Origin of the sequence: Paraburkholderia hiiakae (assembly GCF_904848665.1) — a bacterium.
In the GTDB taxonomy this organism is placed as follows: Bacteria; Pseudomonadota; Gammaproteobacteria; order Burkholderiales; family Burkholderiaceae; genus Paraburkholderia; species Paraburkholderia hiiakae.
The window spans coordinates 22,128-47,589 of record NZ_CAJHCQ010000032.1; the positions used below are offsets into that span (position 1 = coordinate 22,128).

Here is a 25,462-nt window from a genome sequence, read left to right on the forward strand (position 1 = left end):
TTAGAGACCACGCACGATACCGCCATCGACGCGGATGTTTTGCCCCGTGATGTACCCCGCGGCATCCGACAAGAGGAACGCGACCGTTTGCGCGATCTCCTGTGTCTTGCCGAAGCGGCCAACCGGAATGCGGGCGACGATCTCGGGTGTTTCGGGCCAGCTGTCGATAAATCCCGGCAGAACGGAATTGATTCGAATATTGTCCTTGGCGTAGCGATCGGCATAGAGACGTGTGAACGAACTCAACGCGGCGCGCAGCGCAGAGGAAACGGGCATGGCCTGCTCCGGCGCGTCGGCGGCAAAGCTCGAGATATTTACCACCGCTCCGCCGCCTTGTTCGAGAAATGCTGGCGTCACGCGGCGCAGCACGCGAGCGACGTTGAGCACGATGAGATCGAGCCCGAGGTGCCACTGTTCGTCGGCGATAGACAGCAAATCGCCCTTCGGTGGGTGCCCCGTATTGTTCACCACGGCGTCGATGCGACCGTACTTTTCGAGCGTTTCGCGAACGAATCGGTCGATACAGTCGGGCTCGGTGACCGAGCCCGTAAAGCCGAGTCCACCAAGCTCTTTCGCCAGTTCCGCCGCGCTGCCAGAGGGCGACATCAAGGCAAGACGGTAGCCGTTGGCTGCCAGTTCGCGCGCGATCGCCGCGCCCATACCCTTGCCGGCAGCCGTGACGAGTGCTACTTTTTCTACTGCCATGTTGCTCTCTCCTTGAATAGATTCAGCGCGACAGGGCTGCGCTCAATGGGCTTTCGTGTAGAAACTGTATGGCGTTATGATTGAATTGTCGAATGATGTTTCTTATAGTCTGACAATAAAATTACTACTGGCTCACTGCCGAATGGCCGCTGGCGAATTGCTGGCGTTCCAATAGCCAATACACCCATTGAAGCACTCATTGAAACCACGCCATTTGCCGCCGCTGAATGCGCTCCGCGCGTTCGATGCATCCGCCCGGCACCTCAATTTCCGCCTCGCGTCCGAGGAACTCGGCGTGACGCAAGGCGCGGTTGCACAACAGGTGCGGGTGTTGGAGGAGGCCCTGAATTTGCCCCTTTTCGCAAGAGGGCCGCGAGGTCTCGCTCTCACGACCGAGGGGCATACGTACTCCGCTGCCGTTCAACGCGCGCTCACGATCGTCGCAGACGCGACAGAGGCGCTGAACCAGCGCTCGACGTCCCTCACGATCAGCACGACGCCGTCATTCGCTTCGAAATGGCTGATACCCAGGCTAGCAGAGTTTGGCGAGAAGCACCCGGAAATCGACGTCCGGATTATTGCTGATGCGGCGCTGTGCAACTTCAGGTCCGATGGCGTGGATATCGCGGTTCGCCTTGGCAAGCCACCGTTCGCGAAAGGTCTGGCCAGTGATCTGCTATTCCCGCTGCAGGTGTTCGCCGTGGCCAGCCCGCAACTGCTCAAGCCCGATTACCCGGTGCGCACGATCGCGGACCTGAAAAATTTTGTGCTGCTCCACGATTCTCATGATTTGTGGCCGGAGTTTTTCAACGCCTTGGGTTGCACAAACGAACCTGGTACCCTGAAAGGGCCGCGCTTCAGTCAGTCGTCGCTTGCCATCGATGCCGCCATTGCAGGGCAGGGCATTGCACTCACGAGCGAACATCTCGTCGAGCGCGATATCGCGGCCGGCAGGTTGCAACGCCTGTTCGACTTTTCGTTGCCACTCTCGCTGGGTTATTACGTTGTCCTCCCGCAGGCCAGCGTCCGGTGGGAGACGAGCCAGAAGCTTCGCACCTGGCTGCTAGCCCAATTCAATTACGCTTCGAAAGCGGCTCCCTTAGCGCGTTGAAGCGAGCGTTCGCAGCCGGCAAGTTCTGCGCCATCATCCGCATTGCAACGCAGCGCGTGAGCGTGCAACGCCTCGCCGTGAGGCAGCTCGTGTGCACGCATTCATCGTTCGATCACCTTGCCGGTGCATAATGACCGAACCGCCGATGCAGTCGATGACTATCCGCCAAGGAGTCCGTCATGCTAGCGAGGAACGAAGAATTCGTCGCCCATCTGCTCTCCGACGTCGTGGAATTTGCGCGGGCGCGCTTGCCCGAGCCTACGTTCCAGGTCGTCGAGCCTTTCCTGCGGCACTACTACGATTTCGCCGACGCCGAAGATCTGCGTAGCCGCAGCATTGCCGATCTCTACGGCGCCGCCATGGCGCACTGGCGAACCGCGCAGCGGTTCGTGCCGGGCAGCGAGCGCGTGCAGGTCTACAACCCGATCCTCGAACAGCACGGTTGGCATTCGGACCACACGGTCATTGAAATCGTGAACGACGACATGCCGTTTCTCGTCGATTCGGTTTCCATGGCCGTCAACCGCCTGGGGCTCGCGCTGCATTCCGCGCTGCACCCGGTATTCCGGATCTGGCGCGGCAAGGACGGCGCGATCGAGCGCGTCGACGAGGGCGGCGCCAGCGCCGGCGACGGGCAATCGCAACTCGCTTCGTTCATCCATTTCGAAGTGGACCGCTGCGGCGACGCAGCAAAGCTCGACGAATTGCGCAGCGACATTGCCAAGGTGCTTGGCGACGTGCGGGCGTCCGTAGAAGACTGGCCGAGCCTCCTTGAGGCCGCGCGCAACACCATCAAGACGATGAAAGCGCGCGAAACGAGCGCAGAGGACATCGAAGGGCGCGCGTTTCTCGAATGGATGGTGGCCGATCATTTCACGTTCCTCGGCCAACGCGATTACGCGCTGGTTTCGCACGACGGCGGCTACGCCCTGCGCGGTGTGGAAGGCTCGGGCCTCGGCATTCTGCGCGAATCGCTGCGCGCGCCGGGCACGCCCGACATCACGCCGTTGCCTCCCGCGGCCGAAGACATCATCGGCGGCGCATGGCCCATTTTCCTGACGAAAGCGAACTCGCGCGCCACCGTGCACCGGCCCGGCTATCTCGACTATGTCGGAGTGAAGCTCCTCGGCACGGATGGCAAGGTGTGCGGCGAACGCCGCTTCGTGGGCCTCTACACCTCGACTGCCTATATGGTGTCCACCGCCGAAATCCCGATCGTGCGGCGCAAATGCGCAAACATCGTGCGACGCGCGGGTTTTCTGCCCAAAGGCCACCTCGGCAAATCGCTCGTGACGGTGCTCGAAACCTATCCGCGCGACGAACTGCTGCAGGCGAGTGAAGACGAGCTTTTCGACATCGCGCTCGGCGTGCTGCGCTTGCAGGAACACCAGCGCACGCGGCTATTCGTGCGGCGCGACCGCTTCAATCGCTTCGTTTCGTGCCTCGTGTACGTCTCGCGCGACAAGTACAACACCGATCTGCGGCGGCGCATTGCAAACCTGCTCGTGGAGGCATTCAACGGCGTTTCCGTGGAGTTCACGCCACTGCTTTCGGAGTCGGCCATCGCGCGGATTCATTTCGTCGTGCACGCCGAGCCCGGCACGATGCCCGAAGTCGACACGCGCGAACTGGAAGCGCGGCTCGTGCAGGTCACACGCCGCTGGCAGGACGATCTGGCCGATGCGCTGCTCGACGCATTCGGGGAAGAGCAGGGCACGCGTCTGTTGCATCGGTACGCGGATTCGTTTCCGCCTGGCTATCGCGACGACTACCCCGCACGCACGGCGGTACGCGACATCGAACTGATCGAGCGCGTGCAGGGAACGCCGCGCATTGCCATGAATCTGTATCGCCCCATCGAAGCGGGGCCGCGTACGTTCCGCTTCAAGGTTTATTGTGCGGGCGAAGCCATTGCACTCTCGCGCAGTCTGCCGAGGCTCGAACATCTCGGCGTGCGCGTGGACGAAGAACGGCCCTATGTGATCGAGGCGCCGTCCTGTGAGCCTGCGTGGGTTCACGATTTCGGCCTTGAACTCGCGGACGACGCCGAATTCGATATCGAACGCGTGAAGAGCCTGTTCGAAGACGCGTTCGAAAGCGTCTGGAACGCACGCATCGAAAACGACGATTTCAACCGGCTTGTGCTGCGTGCCTACCTGAGCGCGCGCGAAGTCACGATCCTGCGCGCCTACGCGAAGTATCTGCGCCAGGTGGGCTCGACCTTCAGCGACGCCTATATCGAGCGTGCGCTAACCGGCAATCCTGCGATCGCGAGGCAGTTCGTCGAACTGTTCGTACTCCGGTTCGATCCGCGCGATTCACAGGCGCGAGAAGAACGCACGGCGCTCATGCTCAAGGCCATTGAAAGCGCGCTGGACCAGGTGCCCAATCTCGACGAAGACCGCATCCTGCGCCAGTTCCTCGGCGTGATCAACGCAACGGTGCGCACGAACTATTTCCGGCGCGAAGCCAATGGTGCGGAGCGGCCCTCGCTCTCGTTCAAATTCGATCCATCGAAAGTGCCCGGGCTGCCCGAGCCCAAGCCAATGTTCGAGATCTGGGTCTATTCGCCGCGCGTGGAGGGCGTGCACTTGCGCGGCGGACGCGTTGCGCGTGGCGGCCTGCGCTGGTCGGATCGCCGCGAGGACTTCCGCACCGAAGTGCTCGGTCTCATGAAAGCCCAGATGGTGAAGAACGTCGTGATCGTGCCGGTGGGATCGAAGGGCGGCTTCGTCGTGAAGAACCCGCCGCCGGCGAGCGAGCGCGAAGCGTGGATGCGCGAAGGCGTAGCGTGCTATCAGACCTTCCTGCGTGGTCTGCTCGATCTCACCGACAATCTCGTGAACAACGCGATCGTGCCGCCGCCCGATGTCGTGCGCCACGACCCCGACGACCCGTACCTCGTCGTGGCCGCCGACAAGGGCACGGCTACGTTCTCTGACTACGCGAACGCGATATCCGCTGAATACGGCTTCTGGCTCGACGACGCTTTCGCCTCGGGCGGGTCGGTGGGCTACGACCACAAGAAGATGGCGATCACGGCGCGCGGCGCGTGGGAGTCGGTCAAGCGGCATTTCCGCGAAATGGGCGTCGATACGCAAGCGACCGATTTCACCGTGGTCGGCGTCGGCGACATGTCGGGCGACGTGTTTGGCAACGGCATGCTGCTCTCGCCGCATATCAAACTCGTCGCGGCGTTCGACCACCGGCACATTTTTCTCGACCCCAACCCCGATCCGGCCGTGAGCCTCGCCGAGCGAACGCGGCTCTTCGCGCTCGAACGATCGAGCTGGGCCGACTACGATCCCGCCACGATTTCGGCGGGCGGCGGCGTGTTCGCGCGCACCATGAAGACAATTCCGCTGTCGGCCGCGGTGCGAACGGTGCTCGGCATCGAGGCGGCAGCGCTCTCGCCAACCGAGTTGATTCGCGCGATTCTGCTGGCGAACGTCGATCTGCTCTATAACGGCGGCATTGGCACTTATGTGAAATCCGCGCGCGAGACCAACGCGCAGGCCGGCGACCGCGCCAACGATGCTGTACGCGTGAACGGCTCGGAGCTGCGTTGCAAGGTTGTGGGCGAGGGCGGCAATCTCGGTGTCACGCAACTCGGCCGCATCGAGTTCGCCCAGCATGGTGGCCACATCAACACGGATGCGATCGATAACTCGGCAGGCGTAGATTGTTCGGACCACGAAGTCAATATCAAGATCCTGCTCGGACTCGTGGTGCGCGACGGCGAAATGACGACGAAGCAGCGCAACACGTTGCTCGCGGAGATGACCGACGAAGTCGGCCTGCTGGTGCTGAGCGACAACTACTACCAGACGCAGGCGCTTTCGATCGCGGGCCGCTACGCTGCGGAACTGCTCGACGCCGAATCGCGCATGATGCGCTGGCTCGAACGCGCAGGGCGTCTGAACCGCCATATCGAATTCCTGCCGACCGACGACGAAATCGCCGAGCGTCAGGCTGCGAAACTCGGGCTCACCTCGCCGGAGCGTGCGGTGTTGCTCGCGTACAGCAAGATGTGGCTCTACGACGCGTTGCTCGATTCGTCCGTGCCGGAAGACCCGCTCGTTGCGGACCTGCTGATCGACTACTTCCCGCAGCCGCTGCAGCAGCGCTTTAGCGAACCGATGCATCGGCATCCGCTGCGGCGCGAAATTCTGGCGACGCATCTGACGAACGCGCTTGTGAACCGCGTGGGCTGCGAATTCGTACACCGTTTGATGGAGGAAACCGACGCGCAGCCCGGTGAAATTGTGCGCGCGTGCGTCATGGCGCAGGACGTATTCGGACTCAACGCTATCTGGCGCGCCATCGACGCGCTCGACAACCGCGTGGCCGACGACGTGCAGGCCCGCATGTTTGTCGCCGTCGCGCGGCTGCTCGAACGCGCGGCGCTATGGTTCCTGAGTCATCTCCAGGCGGCCGCAGTCAGTAACGATGGTGTGAGCACGCTGCTGGCGCGTTGCCGCGACGCCGCGCAGCGCCTCGCACCGCAATTGCCGACGCTGTTGCCCGAAGCGGATCTCGAAGCGCTCTCGGCACGCCAGGGTGAGCTCGTGAAGGCGGGCGTTGAAAACGCGCTCGCACTGCGTGTGGCGAGTGGAGATATTTCAGTAGCACTGCTCGACATCGCCGATGTGGCTGCCGCGTGCGATCGGCCGCTCGAGCGCGTTGCCGCGGCGTACTTTGCCTTGGGCACGCGGCTCAACTACAGCTGGATCGGCGAGCGTGCGGCGACGCTGCCCACGCCGACGCATTGGGACACCATGGCGCGCGCGGCGGCGCTCGCCGAGGTGGCGCACCTCAAGCGCGCGCTCACCACGAGCGTGCTTGCGCAAGGCGCCGATTCCGCGGACGCACAAACGCTCGTGGACGCGTGGTGTGCAGAGCACGAGACAGCGCTGGAGCGTTATGCGCAGTTGCTTACGGAACTGCGTGCTTCCACCGGCGTGAGTCTTTCCGTGCTGCTCGTTATCGTGAGGGCGATGGCGGCGCTCGAAAGGGCCTGAGGACCTGGACGACGGGGCGCCAAGCGGCTGCTCAGGTGGCTGCTCAGGCGGCGGCCGCTTCGGTCACCGCCTGCGTGCTCGCCGCAGCCGCCGCATGCTCGCGAATCAGACGATAGACCGTCTCGCCGGGCACCGTCTCCGACTCGAGCAACTTATCGGCGATCGCGCGCAGCACCGGCTCGTTCGCACGCAGCAACGCGAAGCACGCGTCGTTGAGTTCGTGCAGCAGGCCGTTCGCGTGCTCGATCGCCGTCTTCAACTGCAAGCCCGCGACCTGCTGCGGCAGCGCCGCGAGGCTGAACAGATTGCCATCCGCGTTGAAGCCGTGTTTCGACACCATGTCGAGGCTGATGCGCGAAGCCTCCTGCAGATCCTGCGCCGCGCCGCTCGATGCTTCGCTGAACATGAGCAGTTCCGCGTTGCGCCCCCCCAGCAGCACCTGGATCTCGTTGCGCATTTCCGTCTCGCGATACAGATACTTGTCCTGCATTTTCGTGATCAACGCCACGCCCAACGCGCCACCACGCGGCAAAATCGTCACTTCTTCGAGCACGCCAGTGCCGAGGAGGGCGGCGACGAGGCCGTGTCCCGCTTCATGGATCGCAATGCGCGTGCGCTCGTCGTCCGAAAGCGCGCGCTCGGCGCCGTTGACGTCGCCAATGCGCGCAATCTTGATCGCCTCGAGAAAATCCACCGCGGCGACTTCCTGTTTGCCGGCCTTGCGCGCGACGAGACCCGCCTGATTCACGATCATCGAGAGCGTGGCCGGTGAAAGGCCCGTGGTCAGGCGCGCGAGCTGGTTGAAATCGATGTCGCCGGCTTTCGCCTTCAGATTGGCGGCGTAGAAGCGCAGAATCTCGGCACGATCCTCCAGGTCGGGCAGACGCACCTGCACCGTGCGGTCGAAACGGCCGGGGCGGCGTAGCGCTTCGTCGAGATTGTCCGGGTGATTGGTCGCGGCGACGATGATCACGCCTTCGTTCGATTCGAACCCATCCATTTCCGCGAGCAACTGGTTGATGATGCGGTTGCTTTCCGCCTCGACCGGGCCGCCGCCGGTATCGGTGCGCTTGCCGAGACCATCCGCCTCGTCGATGAAGATAACGGTGGGCGCGTTCTTGCGCGCGAGTTCGAACAGGCGCTTGACCTTCTGAATGCCCACGCCGTAATACTTCGCGCTGAAATAGCTGCCCGTGATGGCGATGAAGTTCGCGCCGCATTCGCCTGCGAGCGCCTGCGCGAGGCGCGTCTTGCCAACGCCCGGGCCACCCGTCATCAGCACGCCGCATGGTGCGCGCACGCCCATGCCCGTGAACTGCGCCGGTTCGGTGAGCCACGCGCGCACGTCCGCGAGCGCGGCTTTCGCCTCGCCCGCGCCGATCACGTCGTCGAAACGCAACGTGGGGGATTCGCCGAGCAATTGCGCGCCGCCGCCCATTTCGCGGCGCATGAACCAGAGCAGACCGCCTAGCATCAGCACGGGAAGCAGCAGACTGAGCGCGTCGCGCAAGCGGTCGAACGCTTCGGTCCAGCGCGCGGCGCCGACGCGCACGTCGGCGTGTGGCAGCCAGACGAGCTGCCAGGGCGGCGTGGCGCCTGGCTTCAGATCGCCGAGCAGCAGGGCGTTCGAGAACGCGCCGTTATGATCGGCCACATAATACTTTTCGCCTTTGAGCGTCGACACGAGAATCGCTTCGCGGCTCACGCCGATGGCGGTGACATCGCGGTCGTGAATATCGCGCAGTAATTCCGAGGCATCTTTCTCGCGCTTCGTCCATGGCGATGCGTCATGCCGCATTTCGCTGGCGACGCCGCCAAGCGCCGCAGGCTGGGACTGCGCGAGATTCGCTTCATGCCGCCAGTAGAAGAAGCCAGCCGTTGCCGCGACTGCGGCCGCGCAAACACCCAACGCAACGTATCGGCCAAAGCGTGACCACCGCGAATTCCTTGCCGGTTTCATGAATCTATTCCTGCCTCGCGTCGCGATGGCGACGCCAGATAATCTATCGTGGGACTGGAGGCGCAAGAACGTCTCGCGTTGCGTAGTCCATCGATATTCAGGAATACGAAAACGACCCTTTTAATCGCGCTGCTCCTTTGGAATTATGCCTGCGTTATGCGGTGCGCGAAAAAAAGGATTGGCGGGTAAATACCTTTTAATCCGGTGATTTAGCGTGGTTGTGTGTTTTTTTTGAGGGGCGCGATCAATGCTTTGTGCGTGGGTGGGCGCCTTGTCTGCAACGCTTACGGAGAGCTCGGGGCCATGGCGGCTTGCCTCAGACACGCTGCACGACGACCCGCACGAACGGCTTTGACCCGCCAATGTGCAGATCAATTCGCAGCAACGCGGCAATCGTCGATGGCGACGGCGCGAACAGGTGTTTCCAACTGGTTGACCGTGTGATTTTGCGCCTAAGATGAACTTCTATGCGCACAGGCTGGTGCAGGCCCGCAAATGGCGGGCGCCATAAGGCAGCGCGCGGATCGACGCCAACAGGTGTTTTCATCATGGATGCGAGCGTGCGCGCGGCGGGTGCCTGTTGTGCGTCTGCATTGACGCGAAGGTGCGCGACGGAGATCGCCGCGCTGGCGACGTCTGGCCGGCATGGCTGGTCGGCCTCGCTTCCCCATGCGTTGCTCGCACTGGCTTGCGCGCTGGGCACGGCACCGGCCGCACCCGCCAATACAGTCGATCCAGCCAACACGGCGCGTGCCGTTACCGGCGCGATCCGTACCGACCCCGACATTTCGCCACGCGACGCCGCCGTGCGCCAGGTCGTGCTGGGCATCATCAGCTTTACGCGCTGGCCGGCGCCGCCCGGGCGCCTGCACCTGTGCGTGGCGGGCCGGCCCGACTACGCGCAGGGCCTCGTCGACTCGCTGCAGGCCGGCTCGACGCCGCTCGAGGTGCGGCGTGTCGACGTTGATGATTCGGCCCTCGGCGCAGCCTGCGAAGTCGTCTATCTTGGCGACCTGAGCGACGCTGAGCGGCAGCAGATCAGTGCCGCCGTGGCGGGCCATCCGGTCCTGACCATTGCGGAACACGATCCGACCTGCACTGCGGGCAGCATGTTCTGCCTGAATGTCGAGGGCGAACGCGTCACGTTCGACATCAATCTCGATGCCGTGGCGCGCAGCGGCGTGCGAGTCCATCCGAATGTGCTCAACCTCGCGCGGCGGCCGGTGACGCCATGACACAGCCCGCGCCCCCTGTTTCCCCTCCGCCTGCGCCGCGCCAGACGCTGCAAAGCGTATTGCGCCGCGCGCACCTGCGTCTGGCGTTCGTCGCCGTCACCATGGCCGCGGTGTCGTTGATCGTGGTCGCCGTGATCGCATTGCGTGCCTATTCCGGCAACAACTTGAACCTGCTAGCCCGCTCGCTCGGCTATACGGTCGAGGCGGCGCTGGTGTTCGGCGACCGTGTCGCAGCGACCCAGGCGATCGAGTTGATCGCCAAAGATGAGGACGTGGCTGAGATCGTCGTCACGGATAGCAGGGGCCGGCCGTTCGCGGCATGGCGCTCACCTGCCGCCAGCGAGATCGCCCGGCTCGAGCGGGCAGTCGCCGACCTTGCGCTGCCCGGGCCCGTGACCGTACGGGTGCTGCACGACGGCATCGTCGTCGGTTACGTCGAAGTGCGTGGCCAGGGGCACCAGTTCTTCGGCTTCCTGCTAGGCGGCGTCGGCGGTATCCTCGGCTGCGTCGCCGTCAGCGTGCTCGGGGCCTATGTCAGCTCGAAGCGCGTGGTGCGCAGCATTGTCGCGCCGCTGCGCGCGCTGGCTGACGTCGCCCACGCAGTGCGGCGCGAACGCGCGTTCGATCGACGGGTCGAGCCCGCTGCGATTGCCGAACTGAACCAGCTCGGCGACGATTTCAACGCCTTACTCGATGAATTTGAAGACTGGCATAACAACCTGCGCAACGAAAACGCATCCCTCGAGCACAAGGCAACCCACGATGCGCTCACTGGCCTTCCCAACCGTTTGCAGTTCGAGGCTCGCCTCAAGCGCGCCCTCGGCGAGGCCATGGTGACGGAGCAGCGGGTTGCCGTCCTCTATCTCGACTGTGACCGTTTCAAGGAGATCAACGACTGCTTCGGCCATGACGCCGGCGACGCGGTGCTGATCGCCATCGCGGCACGGCTGCGCACGCAGTTGCGCGAGGTCGATCTGGTGGCACGCCTTGGCGGCGACGAATTCGCCGTGATGCTGGCGCCGATGCGCGAACTGGCCAGCGCGGCCCGCATCGCCGAGGACATACTGTCCGGCATGACGCTGTCGATCACGTTGGCCGATGGCCGCACGGTCGCCACCATGCTGAGCATCGGGATTGCGCTGTATCCCGACCACGCGCGCGACGCGAACGGCTTGCTGCGCGCGGCCGATGCGGCGATGTACCGGGCCAAGCGCGCGCGGCCCGGATCGTGGCAGTTCGCCGAAGGTGTCGCCGGACCGGCTTGAAGTGATGGGCATGGCCCAGCAGCCGGGTCGTCGCAGGAACGCGAAACCGCGCGCGCAAGCCGGCGCGCTCGAGGGGAATGTGATGAAGAAACACGCGTTACCTGCGAGCATCTGGCGTGCAGGCATTGGGAGTGCACTGCTCCTGTGTATGGTGCTTGGGGGCTGCAAAACGCCGCCGCCTTACCGCGGGCTGACACGCAATCAGGTCCAGGCACTCACGTCGGCGGGATTCGAGGAGACCGAGCAGGGTTTCGAGTTCGGCTTGACCGGCCCCATCCTGTTCGACTTCGACCGCTACAACCTCAAGCCCGACGCCCGCCGGATTGTCGAGCGCATTGGCCACACGCTTACGTCGGCGGGTCTTGATAGTGTGCGCGTGTATGGCTACAGCGACGGGGAGGGCTCGAACGCCTATGACTTTGAGTTGTCCAGACGCCGTGCGGAGGTCGTAGCGCTCGAACTGGTCGACACCGGGCTGCCTGCCGAACACGTCGAGATCATTGGAAAAGGCAAGCGCGACCCGGTGGGCGACAACCGCACGGAAGCCGGCCGCGCACAAAACCGCCGTGTCGCAATTGTCGTCGCGCCGCGCTGAGCCGGCGCGGCGTGCTGTTTCGATTTTCGGATCGCCCCGTCCGAGTGCAACCGGGGAAGCTGAGCGTAAAAAATCACGCTCGTGCAAACAAGGGGCGCATCGGCCGGCCGTTCAGACGAGTACGCTGGCAGAGGCGATAGATTGTCACTTGACTGATCGCTCTGATGGCAAATAGATGAGATCCCGCTCTGTCCCGACCCAGGGTGAACGCCTTTACGTTCTCGATGCGAAGAACAGGCCTGTCGAGGTGTTCGACCGCAGCGAGTGGTCGCGCTGGATGGCCGGGAACGAATTGATCTTTCGCCGCACGCTGCTCGAAGCGTCCGGCGTGACGGTCACGACGCGCTTTCGCGGTGTGGCCGACGCGAAGACTGGGGAACCCGCGCTCTTCGTGACGCGAATCGCAGGAATGGAAGTGCGGGATGACAACGAGAGCTATGGTGCAAGCACGCTCGATGAGGCGCTCGAGTGGCACGAACGCATCGTGCAAAAGATCCTCAAGATGCTGACCGGACGGTGACCGGTGATCTCGTCCCAGCTGTCCGCGTGGCCGAGATCGTTGATTTGATCTTCACGGGGCTGTCGATCGGCACGCTGTTCGTCGTGCCGCGGACCATCATCGGGACAGGGATCATCCGGAGCAGACCTGAGCGACTGAAGAGATTTCAGGACTTTCTGGATGTTTTCGCCACAAACGGTGTGGGTGTGTGTTGAACCTTCTCGCTTCCGCATTTCGGGCAAGGCGGATGAGCGGATTCATGTTCAGCAAGATGCTCGGCATGCTCGAACATCTCACCGCACTGCTCGCACCTGTACTGGTATGTCGGCATGGTATGCCTCTAACGAGAATCCCGCACGTCGTGCTGGCAAGAGAAACTGTCTACGACGCCGGCGATAAACCATTCTAGTGCTGGAAATGGGTGCGCTCTTCGGTGTCAGCCCACGCCGCCAGCTAGTGCTTGCGATGCATCCAGTTCATATGGTGTGCGTCGAGCCACTGGTTCAGGCTCTCTCCCGGGTGATCGCGCCTGTAGCGACGTGACAGGGTCATGGCAATGACAACGAGAACCACAAGGCCAACCCAAAAACTGATCATTGACTGAGTCATGGCAGCCTCCTTCGGGAATGCGACCATGCTTGAATTCTAGTGCCGAGGCGGCGAAATTCGCACTGAAAGTTTTCGCGGCGATCATTTCCAACCAGCGCGCGCAGCAGGGATCACGTCCCCGGGAACGCGTGGTATGTCGATTCCCATTGCCTAAAATGAAGTGTTGCGGGCGGCAGGGGCACCGGGGCCGTACCGCGCGCGGCGCTCCCGAACGTCGACTCGTTACGGGGGAACCGTGATGGCGATTTATGTAGTGCTTGCACAATTCGCCGATCAGGGCATCGGCGCGATCATCGGCAAGCTGCCTTGATCGGTGACCTGCCGACCGCGTAACTCATGTTCCCCGCCGCGCGGCGCGGGCGACGCTTCCGGTTTTTTTCCATAGGAGGTCAAATGAACACCAAGGACAAAGGCAACATGCGTGCATTCGTGCAGACCGCCGAACAGATTGGCGGCTGGGTGTGGGTTATTTCGCTCGTCGACTTCGATGCACGCGAAGTGCGGCGCTCGCTCGTAGCCGAAGAACCTTTCGCCACGGAGCGCGCGGCGAAAGACGCAGGCTACGCTCGTCTCGAAGCGCTCGCACACGATCAGTAGCCGCGCAGGGAGAGTCGCCATGTCCAGTCCGCAAGGTGCATCGGCGTTCGATGTAGCTGTCGACGCCGGCAGTTTTCGGAGGCTTCTCAGGCCGGATCCAACGATTGCGTTCATCGATCCTGTGAGCGAAACGCCCACGCTCTCGATGATCTGCGTCGCGTCGCGAAGACCCCCACTGCGGGGATGGCGAGAATGACGAGCACCAGAATCGCAGTTGTAGGATGCGCGGTGGCGATCGCGGACAGCGGAACGGCCGTTCGTCCCCTCCGCGTACTGCGTGCCCGTCGTGAACATCGACGCTCACATCGACGCGCTTGACAACATGGTGACCTGCGGCGGCCAGGCCAAAGGGAGGCGCTTCAACGCGATCGCGCCGGGCTAGGTGAATACCGGGCTGGTAGAACACCTGTGGCAGCGCGTGCTGGCTGGCATACCTCCAATATCGGCAAACCATTCGCCGTGATATAGCCGCGCGCCCGCTTTTGCGGGATCATCCGGCCCTCCAGGCTGCGGGATCTCACGCAATTCACTATCCATGGAAAATGGCCTTCTACTTTTTCCGGTCGCGGCGCTGCATGTCGAGGCGACCGGCGAGCCGCTGTGGTTTCGCCGGGCGCCCAACTCGCACGCGGCGGTCGTTTCCGACTTCGGGGACGTTCCCGACGTGCTCATGCGTCTGCCCGAATGCTGGTGCGTCGTCCCCGGCGCCCAGCTCGAAGGGTTGCACGACGACGAGGACATTGCCGCCGCCGACCCGCGCTTCAACGGCGCGCTCCCCGATCATCACTTCGCGGTAATCCGACACACCGACCGTCGCCTCAACGTCGCGCTATTGCTGATCAACGCCGCGGAAGCGGTGCTCTTGCCCACGCGCATTTACGGCGCGCGCGGGCCGTTCGAAGTCTGTGTGCCAGGCGTCGAAGCGGCCCTCGTCGAAGCCGCCGGTCAAGGTGTCTGACCGCCCCGGCGCGCCTACGGGTGATCCCTGCTAGGCAGCGCAGCGGGAACATGCGCCCCGCCGTTTTGTAAGCACATTATTGGTTTCGCAAGGCATACGTAATAATTTTGCCGATCGTTTGCCGATTTGGGAGCTGTTTCAAAAACTGACTAAAGCTAATTTTCCGCAAGGCCAAAACGAATGTACTTGCGGAGAAAAGATGCTACGAAATTGGAGACGAGCGCTGCTGATGGCGGGCGGTGCCGCGATAGCCGCTCACGCGGCCCACGTCCTCGCAACCGAGAAGGCCGAGGACCTGACGATCGCGAAGATGCCGGCGTTCAGCCCGCACCAGGTGTACGTGGTGGACGTCAACTTCAGCTCGATGACGGACGCGCGCGCCTATGTCCTCGACGCCGACACGAACCGCTTCCTTGGGCAGATCGACGCCGGCTTCGCGCCGGGTTTCGCGATCAGTCCCGATCACAAGACGAGCTACGTCGCCACCACGTACTTTGCGCGCGGCTCGCACGGCGCACGTACCGATGTCGTCGAAGCGACGGACAACACGACGCTGCAAATCACGGGCGAAGTCGTGATCCCGCCGAAGCACGCGCAAAGCGTACCGTCGCCGTATAACACGGCGCTTTCGAAAGACGGCAAGTGGCTCTACGTCGCGAACATCACGCCCGCCACGTCGGTCACCGTGGTCAACACGGCCACGCACCAGGTCGCCTCGGAAGTCGATACGGACGGCTGCGTGCTCGCCTATCCGTCGGGCAGCGACCGCTTCACGTCGCTGTGCGAAAGCGGCAAGGCGCTGACTGTCGTGCTCGGCGCGAACGGCAAGGAAAAGAGCCGCAAATTGTCGGATCCGTTCATCGATGTCGCAAAAGATCCGGCATTCGTGAACGCGTCGCGCAGCGGCAATACGTACTGGTTCGCGACGTTCAATGGCAACGTGCGCAGCGCTGATTTCAGCGGTCCGGCGCCCGTGTTCGGCACGCCATGGCCGCTCGTGACGCCCGATGAGGCGAAGGCCGGCTGGCGTCCCGGCGGCCTGCAGCAAACCGCGCTGCACGTGCCGACGCAGCGTCTTTTCGTGGCGATGCACCAGGGCGCAGAGGGCTCGCACAAGGACCCGGCAAGCGAAGTCTGGGTGTTCGACCTGAAGACGCACAAGCGCATTGCGCGCTGGAAGCTCGCGGACCAGAAGATCGATCCGCTGCTCTCGATCCAGGTGAGCGAAGACGCGCATCCGCTCTTTTACGGCATCACGACGACCTCCGACGTGGTCGTTGCCGACGCGGCAACTGGCAAGCTGAAGCACGTTCACAAGCAGATCGGCGCGACGTCGTCGCTGCTGGTCAATCCGTGACGAGGCGCGAATCATGATTTCAAGTCTCGTTATCGATCCGGTCGTCTCGACTGTTGCGCTTGCAACCACATCGATCATCACCCTGACGCTCGCGCTGCCAAAGTTGACGCGCCACTCCGAATTGCGGCAAGCCGTGGCGGGCTTTCAGTTGCTGCCGCACGCGTTCGTCACGCCGTTCGCGTTCGCGTTGCCGATCGTCGAAGTAGCCGCCACGCTCGCGTGCCTCGTGCCCGCCACGCGCAGCCTGGGCGCCGCGGCGCTCGCCGCGCTCTTCGTGCTGTTTGCGTTCGCGCTCGGCATCAACGTGGCGCGCGGGCGTACCGATTTCGACTGTGGCTGCAATGGCTTTCGCCAGACGGGCGGTCCCGCCGCTCACTCGATCGGATGGGCGCACGTGGCGCGGGTGCTGCTGCTCGCCGCACTGGCCGTGCTCACAGGCGTGCCGCAAAGCGCGCGCGCGGTCGTCTGGTTCGACTACTTGAGCGTGCTGGGCGCGACGCTCTTCGCCGTTGCCGCATTTTTTACCCTGGACGTGCTGCTCGCCAACCGTCCGAAGTTGAATCACCTGAGGAACTCGTAATGGAAAACGCACTGTTGATCTCTAACGCTCTGTTGTGGGCCGGTGTGCTCGCGCTCGGCGCCATCTCGCTCGCATTGGTACGCCAGATCGGCATTCTGTACGAAAGAATGATGCCCGTCGGCGCGCTGATGATCGACAAGGGACCGGCGGTCGGCACGGTGGGCCCGTCGTTCGAGTTGGGCGCGCTCGACGGCCGTCAGGTCAAGGTGGGCGGAATCTCGGCCGCGGGCCGCAGCACGCTCGTGTTCTTCCTCTCGCCGAGCTGCCCGGTGTGCAAGAAGCTGCTGCCGCTGCTGCCGTCGATCCAGGCGCGCGAAACGGCCACCGACATCGTGCTCGCAAGCGATGGCGACACCACGGAACATGCGGCCTTCTACAAGAAGCTCGGCCTGAGCCAGTTCCCCTATGTGCTCTCGCAGGAGCTGGGCATGGCCTACCAGATCGGCAAGCTGCCCTATGCACTCCTGATCGACGAGTCGGGCAAGATCCGCGCGAAAGGTCTGGTGAATTCGCGTGAGCACCTCGAAAGCCTCTTCGAAGCGAAAGAGCGCGGGGTGGCGTCGCTGCAGGAGTTCGTCCACGGGGATCACGCGGGTCATGCGCATCACGCGGAGCAGCACGCCTGAGCACGTCATCAAAGAACAGAACGACAGGACTACAGGACGAAAAGCATGAAATGGTTCGACAACTTCTTCGAGCTGAGGGCGCGCACCGTCGCGCAGCGCAGCTCGCGGCGCAGCGCCATGGCGACGCTTGGCCGTGCGCTGGTCGGCTCGGCGCTCGTGCCGCTCTTGCCGGTGGATCGCACCTTCGCGGCGGAGAACGCGGCAGCTGCAAGCGGCGCAAGCGCGCCGGCCGCGGGCAAAAACGATGATCCCTATAGCTGCGATTACTGGCGCTACTGCGCGATCGACGGCTGGCTGTGCAGTTGCTGCGGCGGCACGTCGAGCAGTTGCCCGCCCGGCACGTCGCCTTCGCCGATCACGTGGATCGGCACCTGCCGCAATCCGCACGACAACACCGACTACATCGTGTCGTACAACGACTGCTGCGGAAAAACGTCGTGCGGGCGCTGCTTCTGCAACCGCAACGAGCGCGAGAAGCCGCTCTACAAGCTCTCGTTGGACAACGACATCAACTGGTGCATGGCAAGCGGAAACGCGAACTATCACTGCTCTGTATCCGCCTTGCTTGGAGTGGCGCAGCAATGACATCGACGATTTCCAACCGGCGCTTCGCGAAGTGGGCCATGACGATGTGCGCGGCGGGCGCCGCGCTGATTGCGGGCGACGCGTTTGCGCAGAACGTGCAGTTTGCGCCGGGCAAGGCGTTCTTCGACACGAAGTGCGCCGTGTGCCACCAGGCGGGCGGCAGGGGGCAGGATGGTCTCGCGCCGCCGCTCACCGAACTGCCGGGCCGCTACGCCGCGAATGGCGAAGGGCGCAAGCAGCTCGGCCTCACGGTGCTCAACGGCATGTTCGGCCAGATCGCGATCAAGGACAAGACCTACAACTTCAAGATGCCGAGCTTCCGGATCGAATCAGACGAGGATCTCGCGAGCGTGCTCAATTACCTCGTGTTCGACGCGAATTCGAAGCACGCGGGCGCGAAACCGTTCACGGCGGCTGAAGTGAAGGCGCTGCGTGTGACGCAGATGGACGGCGCGCAGGTGCGCGAGCATCGCGAAGCCACGCTCAAGAGCCTCGGGCTATGAAGGCGAGGCATGCGCGTGTGTGGCTTGCCGCATGTGCATTCGCGCTCGGCGCGAGCGCGCATGCGCAGGAGCGCGGCTACGACGCGGCCTCTGCGCGCGAGGCGTGGACGCTCAACTGCATGGGCTGCCATACGGGCGACGCGCATGCCATTCCGGGCAAGGTGCCGCCGCTCTCCAACGAGCTCGGGCATTTCGTGCGCTTGCCTGAGGGGCGCGAGTTCGTGATGCGCGTGCCAGGTGCGTCGAATTCCTCGCTGAGCGACGCGGAGCTCGCAAACGTTTTGAACTGGCTGATCGATACGAAGAACGCGGACACGCGGCCCGCAGATTTCAGGCCTTATACCGCGCAGGAAATCGCAGCACGGCGCAGGCCGGCGCTCACCGACGTCGCGAAGCATCGCGCGGCGCTGGTTGAGCGTATGCACAAAAGCGGCGACACAGCCGTAGCTGAACAGTACTAACGAAAGGCAAGAGCGGGCCGCAACGCGGCGGCCGTGCGATTCAACAGGTATTGGAGATCGAGACGATGAAAGGCAAGACGCAGATGGGAGCGATGTGTTCGGCCGCCGTGCTGGCGGCAGTACTGAGCACGCTCGCGGGTGGGGCGCTGGCGGATACGGCCGGCATGGAGAAAGGCGCGAGCGCAGATGGCCGGATTCCGGCCTATGCCGGTCCGCAAGCCGCGCCGGCCGACTGGTCGTATGGCAAGGTGCGCGGCGATTACTGGAAGCACAAGGGCGAGAAGCCGCTCTTCTCGATCGACGCGAGCAACGTCGACAAATACGCGGACAACCTCACGCCCGGCCAGGTGCAGCTCATCAAGCAGAAGAAGGGCTATCGCATGGACGTGTATCCGACGCACCGCGAATGCGGCGCGCCTGATTTCGTGCAGGCCAACACGGCGCTCAACGCGACCCAGGCGAAGATGGATTCGTCAGGCGAGGGGCTGCAGAGCGCGAACCTGCCCGGCATGCCGTTCCCTGCGCCGAAAACGGGCGCCGAAGCGATGTGGGATCACCTCGCGCGCTATCGCGGCATCGGCGCGGAGTGGCAAAAGGCGGTGACGGCGGCGTCGCCGCGGCCGGGCAGCACGGACTGGATCAAGGCCGAATCGAAGCAGACGCTTTACTTCCCGTGGGGCAAGAAGGGCACTGCCACGCCGCAGCAGGCCGGCATGCTCTACGCGATCTACTTCGCCTATGAAACGCCCGCCGCGCTCGCGGGACAGGGTCTCGTGCAACGCGACTACTTCGACAAGGCGAGCGACACGTTCTACTACTTCACGGGTCAGCGCCGCGTGCGCCGCATGCCGGCGTATTCGTACGACGCGCCGCAGATCGGCTTCGAGAACCAGTATACGGTCGATGAACCGTGGCTCTTCAACGGCCAACTCGACCGCTTCAACTGGAAGCTGGTCGGCAAGAAGGAAATCTATATTCCGTACGACGACTTCGGCATGTTCAACTTCAAGGCGAAGTTCGACGACGTCTTCAAGCCGGACGCCGTCAGCCCCGAAGCGCGCCGCTACGAACTGCACCGCGTCTACGTCGTCGAGGCGACGCTGAAGTCCGGTGTGCGCCATGTCGCGACAAAGAAAGTCTTCTACATCGACGAAGACAGCGGCCTTGCGGTGGCGGGCGAAGACTACGATGCCCAGGGCAAGCTCTGGAAGGTCAAGGAGGCGTATCCGATTCCGGTGTACGAGCTGCACGGCGCCTGTGACGTCGAGCCGTTCGCGCAGTACGACCTCAACAATGGCCGTTACGTGACCGACCAGTCGACCATCGGTACGGACACCGACATCCGCTGGTACGAAGACTCGAGCGATGCGCGCTTCAAGGACGACTTCTATTCGTCCGAAAACCTGCGCGCCGTGAGCGAGCGATAACGTAGCGTCCGGTAGTGGCGGCGCGCGCGCGGGGACGTGCGCCGCCACCCTTCATATTCGACCTGGAAGAAAGCAGGCAGGGGAAAAGCGTGATATCGAAGACAAAAATCAGCGCAGCAGTTTCATTAGTCATGCTAACGGCGGCACAGGGGGCTTCGGCATACGAGTTCACACTCGACGACGGCGCCGTCAACGGATCGTGGGTCTCGAACCTCACGGCGGGCGGCGGCATTCGGGTCAAGAACCCGAGCTGCTCGCTCACCGGCGACCCGAACGCGAATGGCTGCGGCGCGGGCGCGAACACGGCGCAGTGGGCGTCGGGCGACGATGGCAATCTCAACTATCGCAAAGGGCAGCCGTTCAGCACGTATGTCAGCGCGACGAGTGAGTTGTTGCTCACAATGCCCAGTCAAGGTGTCAAGTTCATGGTGCGCGGCACCGCGATGTACGACTTTCTCGCGAACGACACGAACAGAACGCCGCTGTCGAGCACCGCTGCCGCGCAGATTGTTTATCCGGTCGATCTGCTCGATCTCTGGGTCCAGAAGGACTTCACGCTCAACGACCGCTCGGCGCACGTGCGGCTCGGTAATCAGGTCATCAACTGGGGCGAAAGCTTCTTTGCGACCAACGGCATCAACGCGACCAATGCCGTTGATATTCAAAAGCTGCTGATCCCGGGCACCCAGCTCAAGCAGGCGCTGCTGCCCGAACCGATGCTGAGCTTCGCGGCGGGTATCACTTCGGGACTCAGCACCGAGGCCTACTACCAGTTCAACTGGGAGAGCAACCGCTATCCGCCGGTCGGCTCCTACTGGTCCGCGGGCGACATTTTCGGGCGCGGCGCGGGCCCGTTGACGATCAGCACGATCAACGGCAACGTGAACGGCCCCGACGCGGGCACGATCGCGGGGCCGAACGCGGGCAACTCGCAGACGATCGCGGGCATCAATTCAGGCCTCGTGAACGGCGTGTATGCGGGCCCTCCGTTTAACTCGATCGGCATTCCGACCTCGACGCAGCTGCCGAACAAATACCGCCCGCAGTTCGGCGTCAAGTTCAACTACAAGCCGAAGAACGTCGACGTCAATTTCGGCTTCTACTACGAAAACTATACCGACAAGTCACCGGTCGCCTCGGCGCTGGCGAATGGCACGGAACAGTTCCAGTATCTCCAGAACCGGCAGCTGTTCGGTGCGAGTGCGAACTTTGGCGTTGGCGACTGGGCGATCGGCACCGAGCTTTCGTATCGTCCGCACGATGCGGTGGCGCTGTCCGGATGCTTTGGCGCGGGCGGCCCGCTCGACTTCAACACGAATGGCGTGTCGGGTGTTAATTGCCAGCAGTGGGAAGACCGCAAAAAGCTGCAGTATCTGATCAACGGCCAATTGAATCTCACGCAAAGCGAATATCCGTTCCTGAAGCTGCTTCACGCCGATATGGCGGTGCTCACGATGGAACTCGCGTGGATCTACTACCCGGGGCTCAATTCGAACGGCGTGACGCGCACGGTAGACGGCCAGCAGGTGACGCAGGCTCCGGCCGCGGGTTACTTCACCTGGCTGAACAACGACTCTGGCCTCGGCTACCCGATCACGGCGGCGAAGGGCACGGCAAGCTCGGTTGGCGCGACGATCGACTTTAACTGGACCTATGACGGCACGATCATTCCTGGCTGGCAAGTTACGCCTGGCGTGACGTTCAGCGACGCGCTGTACGGCTACACGCCAACGTTCACCGCGAATTACATGCAGGGCGCGAAGTCGGTCAACGTCTATCTGCTTTTCAATCAGAACCCGACGATCTGGCAGGCCGGTATCAACTTCACGGCTTTCTTCGGTGGTCACGACACCGTTGGGCAGCCGTACGCCGACCGCAATTTCGTCGGCATCTTCGCAACACGCAATTTTTAAGCAGGCAGGCGCGCGCCTTGTTGGCGCGCGCCCAAAACGGCAGCAGACTTTGAGGGGCGCAATGTGTTGAATCGTCTGGTTGGCAAGCTCGAGGGGTTCCTGTTCGGGCATCGCGCGATCACGCTGGGCGTGATCGCCATATTCACGGTCGTGATGGCCGTGTTCGCGCTGCAGTTGCGCATGGACGCCGGATTCGAAAAGCAGATCCCGACCGAACACGAGTACGTCAAGACCTTCCGGCAATACCGGAACGATCTGCTGGGCGCGAACCGCGTCACGGTTGTGCTCAAGTCGCGCAACGGCACGATCTGGACGCGCGAAGGCCTCACCCGGCTCTACGAAATCACGCAGGCCGTGGGCTATCTGCCGAATGTCGATCGCGGCGGCGTGCAGTCGCTCTGGACGCCTAACTCGTTCGTCAACGAGATCACCGAAGACGGCTTTCGCGCCGACCCGCTGATCGACGGCACGATCACGCCGGAGAGTCTCACGCCAGAGAAGATCGCCGCGATTCGCCAGTCCACCTCGGCGGGCGGCTACGTCGGCGTGCTCGTCTCGCGGGACCAGACGAGCGCGATGGTAACGGCGGAACTGAACGAGCGCGACGCGAACGGCAACGCGCTCGACTACGTGGCGTTCAACCACATCCTCGAAGAGAAGCTGCGCAAGCCCTATGAAAACGGCGCGTATCAGGTGGAGATCATCGGTTTCGCGAAGCAGATCGGCGACATTGCCGACGGCGCTTCGGGCGTGCTGGTGTTCTGCGCGCTCGCGCTGGTGCTCACGGCGGCGGCGGTGTACTGGTACAGCCGCTCGTTGCGCTTCACGATCCTGCCTATCGCGTGCTCGCTCACTTCGCTCGTATGGCAATTCGGCACGCTGCGCATTCTCGGCTTCGGCCTCGATCCGCTCGCGGTGCTGGTGCCGTTTCTCGTCTTCGCCATTGGCGTTTCGCATGGCATTCAGCAGATCAACTTCATCGTGCGCGAGCTTTCGCACGGACGCAGCCCGATGGAAGCCGCGCGCCACAGCTTCAGCGGCCTCCTGATCCCCGGCACGCTCGCGCTCGTCACTGCGCTCGTGTCGTTCATCACGCTGCTGCTTATTCCCATTCCGATGGTGCGCGAACTGGCGATCACGGCGTCGCTTGGCGTTGGCTACAAGATCGTGACGAACCTCGTGATGCTGCCGGTCGTTGCATCGTGTCTGCATTTCACCAAGGCATACGCGGACCGCGCTCTGGCCGCACGCGAGCGGCGCGCGCATTGGCTGAGGCTGCTCGCGCGCGTGGCCGAGCCGCGCAATGCCGCGATCACGCTTGCCGTGACCGCGATGATTTTCGGCGTGGCGGTGTGGCAAAGCCGCGATCGCGTGGTGGGCACGCTGCAGCCGGGCGCTCCTGAGTTGCGCGCTGACTCGCGCTTCAATCAGGATGCGGTGGCGATCGCAACCAGCTACGACGTCGGCCTCGACTGGCTCACGGTCGTGTTCGAGACGCCGCGCGTTGCCGACTGCACCGACCCGCGGCTCGGCATTTTCGAAGACGACTTTACCGGCTCGATGAACCGGGTGCCCGGAGTTGTCTCTGTGAGCTCGTATCCGCAGATGCTGCGCACTTACAACGAGGGCTATAACGAAGGCAATCCGAAGATGTTCGTCGTGCCGATCGACCCGACCAACTATGCGGCGCTGAGCGCCGAAATCAACCGGGTGCACGGCTACATGACGAAGGACTGCAAAATGACTGCGGTGCATCTGTTCCTGGCCGACCACAAGGCATCGACGATCAACCGCGTGATCGATGCCGTGAAGGCATATCGTGCCGAAAATCATGTGGAAGGCGTGACGATCCGGCTTGCTGCCGGCAACGCGGGCGTGCTCGCCGCGACCAACGACGAAGTGGCGCACAGCGAACTACCGATGATGCTCTACGTCTATGCGGCCATCGTCGTGCTCGTGCTGCTCGCGTATCGCGACCTGCGCGCGGTGATCGCTTGCTGCCTGCCTTTGACGGTGGCGACCTTCATCGGCTACTGGTTCATGAAGCAACTGCAAATCGGCCTCACGGTTGCGACCTTGCCGGTCATGGTGCTGGCAGTGGGTATCGGCGTGGACTACGCGTTCTACATTTACAACCGGCTGCAACTGCATCTCTCGCACGACGTGCCGGTGGTGAAGGCAGTCGAACAGTCGATTCTCGAAGTTGGCGTGGCGACGATCTTCACGGCAATCACGCTCGCGGTTGGCGTGGCGACATGGAGCTTCTCCGCGCTCAAGTTCCAGGCGGACATGGGCAAGCTGCTCGCGTTCATGTTCATCGTGAACCTCGTGATGGCGATGACGGCGCTGCCCGCGCTCGCGGTCTGGCTCACACGGCTCTTCCCGCGCCGCTCGGCGGTCAAAAGCTCGAGCTTCTTCACTCACTAGCCCGCCACGAGGACGATTCGCCATGCAACGAACAAAGAGTTCGAAGATCGCCTGCGCAGTGCTCGCACTGCTTGCGGGCCTGCACTACACGCACGCCGCGCTCGCTGGCGCGGCGCCCGACAACACGGTCGCGGTCGTCGCCGCGAAACACCGCGCCGACGCGGAGCATTCGATGGTGCTCGGCGCGGCGCTCGCGGGAAATCGCGTTGTCGCGGTCGGGGAGCGCGGCGTAATCCTGCTTTCGGACGACGACGGCGCGCATTTCCGCCAGGCGCAGGCGGTGCCCGCTAACGCGACGCTCACCTCGGTCTCATTCGTCGACGCGCAACACGGCTGGGCGGCGGGGCATTGGGGCGTCGTGCTGCGCACCGACGACGGCGGCGAGCACTGGCGCGAGCAACGCGCGGATACGAGCGTCGACCAGCCGCTCTTTTCCATCGTGTTCCGCGACGAGATGCACGGCTGGGCCGTGGGTCTGTGGTCGCTGCTGATCACGACCGACGATGGCGGCGACACGTGGAAAACGCAGCCGGTAGGCGAGGGCGCGGCCGCGGGCAAGAGCGGGCTGAACTTCTTCTCCGTGTTCGCTGGACCGGAAAAGGACGTCTATATCGCTGCCGAGCAAGGCACGGTATTCAGGTCGAGCGACGACGGCGCAAGCTGGCAGGCGCTGCACACGGGCTATAAGGGCACGCTCTGGAGCGGCGTGGTCGCACCCGACCGCACGGTCTACGTGGGCGGCCTGCGCGGCAATCTGTTCGCAAGCCAGGACGGCGGCGCGACATGGCAGTCCGTGAGCTCCGGCGCAACCAGTTCGATCACTGATCTAGTTGCGAACGCAACCAGTGTTGCAGGCGTCGCGCTCGACGGCTATGTAATGGTCAAAGCGGCGGGAGCGCACGATTTCGCGGCGAAGCAATTGCCGGGCCGCGATGCGCTGACCGCGTTGATATTGAAGCGCGACGGTTCGACCGTGCTGTTTTCCAAAGATGGCTTAGTTGCCAAATAAGTTGCCAAACAAACCAGTC

Annotated in this window: 23 protein-coding genes; 19 read left to right on the top strand and 4 right to left on the bottom strand. The window is 63.3% G+C overall.

Going from position 1 to position 25,462, the window contains the following annotated elements; all coding sequences use genetic code 11:
- Complete coding sequence (locus JMY28_RS36190; RefSeq protein ID WP_201700678.1) at positions 1-705, bottom strand: SDR family oxidoreductase; 705 nt, start codon at positions 703-705, stop codon at positions 1-3.
- Positions 706-892: 187 nt separating this feature from the next.
- Between JMY28_RS36190 and gcvA the strand changes: the two genes are divergently transcribed.
- Complete coding sequence (gcvA, locus tag JMY28_RS36195) at positions 893-1,816, top strand: transcriptional regulator GcvA (protein WP_201700679.1); 924 nt, start codon at positions 893-895, stop codon at positions 1,814-1,816.
- 179 nt (positions 1,817-1,995) lie between these two features.
- On the top strand, positions 1,996-6,837 hold the full coding sequence (locus tag JMY28_RS36200; protein ID WP_201700680.1) for an NAD-glutamate dehydrogenase: 4,842 nt from the start codon (positions 1,996-1,998) through the stop codon (positions 6,835-6,837).
- A gap of 43 nt (positions 6,838-6,880) precedes the next feature.
- On the opposite strand, the gene JMY28_RS36205 is transcribed toward JMY28_RS36200, so the two are convergent.
- Positions 6,881-8,797, bottom strand: coding sequence for an AAA family ATPase (locus tag JMY28_RS36205; protein WP_201700681.1), 1,917 nt, complete (start codon positions 8,795-8,797; stop codon positions 6,881-6,883).
- Between the two features lie 316 nt (positions 8,798-9,113).
- Positions 9,114-9,347, bottom strand: coding sequence for a hypothetical protein (locus JMY28_RS36210; RefSeq protein ID WP_201700682.1), 234 nt, complete (start codon positions 9,345-9,347; stop codon positions 9,114-9,116).
- Between JMY28_RS36210 and JMY28_RS36215 the strand changes: the two genes are divergently transcribed.
- The 5 genes from JMY28_RS36215 (at position 9,346) to JMY28_RS36235 (ending at position 12,606) form a co-directional block, all read left to right on the top strand.
- Positions 9,346-10,032: a YfiR family protein gene (locus tag JMY28_RS36215; RefSeq protein WP_201700683.1), complete on the top strand. Its 687-nt coding sequence runs from the start codon at positions 9,346-9,348 to the stop codon at positions 10,030-10,032. The genes JMY28_RS36210 and JMY28_RS36215 overlap by 2 nt on opposite strands.
- Positions 10,029-11,297, top strand: coding sequence for a diguanylate cyclase domain-containing protein (locus tag JMY28_RS36220; protein ID WP_201700684.1), 1,269 nt, complete (start codon positions 10,029-10,031; stop codon positions 11,295-11,297). The genes JMY28_RS36215 and JMY28_RS36220 overlap by 4 nt, the downstream gene beginning before the upstream one ends.
- Positions 11,298-11,379: 82 nt before the next feature.
- Positions 11,380-11,892 (top strand): OmpA family protein, encoded by a 513-nt coding sequence (locus JMY28_RS36225; protein WP_201700685.1) that lies wholly within the window; start codon positions 11,380-11,382, stop codon positions 11,890-11,892.
- A 175-nt stretch (positions 11,893-12,067) separates the two neighbouring features.
- Positions 12,068-12,412 carry a hypothetical protein gene (locus tag JMY28_RS36230; RefSeq protein ID WP_201700686.1) on the top strand — a complete coding sequence of 115 codons (345 nt, stop codon included), beginning with the start codon at positions 12,068-12,070 and terminating at the stop codon, positions 12,410-12,412.
- 26 nt (positions 12,413-12,438) lie between these two features.
- A complete protein-coding gene (locus JMY28_RS36235; RefSeq protein WP_201700729.1) occupies positions 12,439-12,606 on the top strand; it encodes a hypothetical protein in 168 nt (55 codons plus the stop codon).
- Here the strand turns inward: JMY28_RS36235 and JMY28_RS36240 are convergent.
- On the bottom strand, positions 12,558-12,722 hold the full coding sequence (locus tag JMY28_RS36240; RefSeq protein ID WP_201700687.1) for an FmdB family zinc ribbon protein: 165 nt from the start codon (positions 12,720-12,722) through the stop codon (positions 12,558-12,560). The genes JMY28_RS36235 and JMY28_RS36240 overlap by 49 nt on opposite strands.
- Before the next feature lie 671 nt (positions 12,723-13,393).
- Here JMY28_RS36240 and JMY28_RS36245 point away from each other — a divergent pair.
- From JMY28_RS36245 to JMY28_RS36300, 12 genes are all read left to right on the top strand, one after another.
- Positions 13,394-13,597: a hypothetical protein gene (locus JMY28_RS36245; protein ID WP_201700688.1), complete on the top strand. Its 204-nt coding sequence runs from the start codon at positions 13,394-13,396 to the stop codon at positions 13,595-13,597.
- A gap of 535 nt (positions 13,598-14,132) precedes the next feature.
- Positions 14,133-14,555: a hypothetical protein gene (locus tag JMY28_RS36250; RefSeq protein ID WP_201700689.1), complete on the top strand. Its 423-nt coding sequence runs from the start codon at positions 14,133-14,135 to the stop codon at positions 14,553-14,555.
- 199 nt (positions 14,556-14,754) lie between these two features.
- Entirely contained in the window at positions 14,755-15,912 is a 1,158-nt protein-coding gene (locus JMY28_RS36255; protein ID WP_407945577.1) for an amine dehydrogenase large subunit, read from the top strand.
- A 13-nt stretch (positions 15,913-15,925) separates the two neighbouring features.
- On the top strand, positions 15,926-16,492 hold the full coding sequence (locus tag JMY28_RS36260; protein WP_201700690.1) for a MauE/DoxX family redox-associated membrane protein: 567 nt from the start codon (positions 15,926-15,928) through the stop codon (positions 16,490-16,492).
- Positions 16,492-17,118, top strand: a complete 627-nt coding sequence (gene mauD / locus JMY28_RS36265) for a methylamine dehydrogenase accessory protein MauD (protein ID WP_201700691.1) — start codon at positions 16,492-16,494, stop codon at positions 17,116-17,118. The genes JMY28_RS36260 and mauD overlap by 1 nt, the downstream gene beginning before the upstream one ends.
- Before the next feature lie 45 nt (positions 17,119-17,163).
- Complete coding sequence (locus tag JMY28_RS36270) at positions 17,164-17,703, top strand: methylamine dehydrogenase light chain (protein WP_201700692.1); 540 nt, start codon at positions 17,164-17,166, stop codon at positions 17,701-17,703.
- Complete coding sequence (locus JMY28_RS36275) at positions 17,700-18,206, top strand: c-type cytochrome (RefSeq protein WP_201700693.1); 507 nt, start codon at positions 17,700-17,702, stop codon at positions 18,204-18,206. The genes JMY28_RS36270 and JMY28_RS36275 overlap by 4 nt, the downstream gene beginning before the upstream one ends.
- Positions 18,203-18,667, top strand: a complete 465-nt coding sequence (locus JMY28_RS36280) for a cytochrome c family protein (RefSeq protein ID WP_201700694.1) — start codon at positions 18,203-18,205, stop codon at positions 18,665-18,667. Before JMY28_RS36275 ends, JMY28_RS36280 begins: the two co-directional genes overlap by 4 nt.
- 65 nt (positions 18,668-18,732) lie before the next feature.
- Entirely contained in the window at positions 18,733-20,094 is a 1,362-nt protein-coding gene (locus tag JMY28_RS36285; protein ID WP_201700695.1) for a DUF1329 domain-containing protein, read from the top strand.
- An 89-nt stretch (positions 20,095-20,183) separates the two neighbouring features.
- Positions 20,184-22,007, top strand: coding sequence for a DUF1302 domain-containing protein (locus JMY28_RS36290; RefSeq protein WP_407945578.1), 1,824 nt, complete (start codon positions 20,184-20,186; stop codon positions 22,005-22,007).
- Positions 22,008-22,070: 63 nt separating this feature from the next.
- Positions 22,071-24,434 (top strand): efflux RND transporter permease subunit, encoded by a 2,364-nt coding sequence (locus JMY28_RS36295; RefSeq protein WP_201700697.1) that lies wholly within the window; start codon positions 22,071-22,073, stop codon positions 24,432-24,434.
- A 22-nt stretch (positions 24,435-24,456) separates the two neighbouring features.
- Positions 24,457-25,443: a WD40/YVTN/BNR-like repeat-containing protein gene (locus JMY28_RS36300; protein ID WP_201700698.1), complete on the top strand. Its 987-nt coding sequence runs from the start codon at positions 24,457-24,459 to the stop codon at positions 25,441-25,443.
- The last annotated feature ends 19 nt before the right edge of the window (positions 25,444-25,462 follow it).

Coding starts and splice junctions, on each gene's coding strand:
- JMY28_RS36190 (WP_201700678.1), bottom strand. CDS start 705: ATGGCAGTAGAAAAAGTAGCACTCGTCACGGCTGCCGGCAAGGGTATG.
- JMY28_RS36200 (WP_201700680.1), top strand. CDS start 1,996: ATGCTAGCGAGGAACGAAGAATTCGTCGCCCATCTGCTCTCCGACGTC.
- JMY28_RS36205 (WP_201700681.1), bottom strand. CDS start 8,797: ATGAAACCGGCAAGGAATTCGCGGTGGTCACGCTTTGGCCGATACGTT.
- JMY28_RS36215 (WP_201700683.1), top strand. CDS start 9,346: ATGGATGCGAGCGTGCGCGCGGCGGGTGCCTGTTGTGCGTCTGCATTG.
- JMY28_RS36210 (WP_201700682.1), bottom strand. CDS start 9,347: ATGATGAAAACACCTGTTGGCGTCGATCCGCGCGCTGCCTTATGGCGC.
- JMY28_RS36220 (WP_201700684.1), top strand. CDS start 10,029: ATGACACAGCCCGCGCCCCCTGTTTCCCCTCCGCCTGCGCCGCGCCAG.
- JMY28_RS36225 (WP_201700685.1), top strand. CDS start 11,380: ATGAAGAAACACGCGTTACCTGCGAGCATCTGGCGTGCAGGCATTGGG.
- JMY28_RS36230 (WP_201700686.1), top strand. CDS start 12,068: ATGAGATCCCGCTCTGTCCCGACCCAGGGTGAACGCCTTTACGTTCTC.
- JMY28_RS36240 (WP_201700687.1), bottom strand. CDS start 12,722: ATGCCGACATACCAGTACAGGTGCGAGCAGTGCGGTGAGATGTTCGAG.
- JMY28_RS36245 (WP_201700688.1), top strand. CDS start 13,394: ATGAACACCAAGGACAAAGGCAACATGCGTGCATTCGTGCAGACCGCC.
- JMY28_RS36250 (WP_201700689.1), top strand. CDS start 14,133: ATGGAAAATGGCCTTCTACTTTTTCCGGTCGCGGCGCTGCATGTCGAG.
- JMY28_RS36255 (WP_407945577.1), top strand. CDS start 14,755: ATGCTACGAAATTGGAGACGAGCGCTGCTGATGGCGGGCGGTGCCGCG.
- JMY28_RS36260 (WP_201700690.1), top strand. CDS start 15,926: ATGATTTCAAGTCTCGTTATCGATCCGGTCGTCTCGACTGTTGCGCTT.
- mauD (WP_201700691.1), top strand. CDS start 16,492: ATGGAAAACGCACTGTTGATCTCTAACGCTCTGTTGTGGGCCGGTGTG.
- JMY28_RS36270 (WP_201700692.1), top strand. CDS start 17,164: ATGAAATGGTTCGACAACTTCTTCGAGCTGAGGGCGCGCACCGTCGCG.
- JMY28_RS36275 (WP_201700693.1), top strand. CDS start 17,700: ATGACATCGACGATTTCCAACCGGCGCTTCGCGAAGTGGGCCATGACG.
- JMY28_RS36280 (WP_201700694.1), top strand. CDS start 18,203: ATGAAGGCGAGGCATGCGCGTGTGTGGCTTGCCGCATGTGCATTCGCG.
- JMY28_RS36285 (WP_201700695.1), top strand. CDS start 18,733: ATGAAAGGCAAGACGCAGATGGGAGCGATGTGTTCGGCCGCCGTGCTG.
- JMY28_RS36300 (WP_201700698.1), top strand. CDS start 24,457: ATGCAACGAACAAAGAGTTCGAAGATCGCCTGCGCAGTGCTCGCACTG.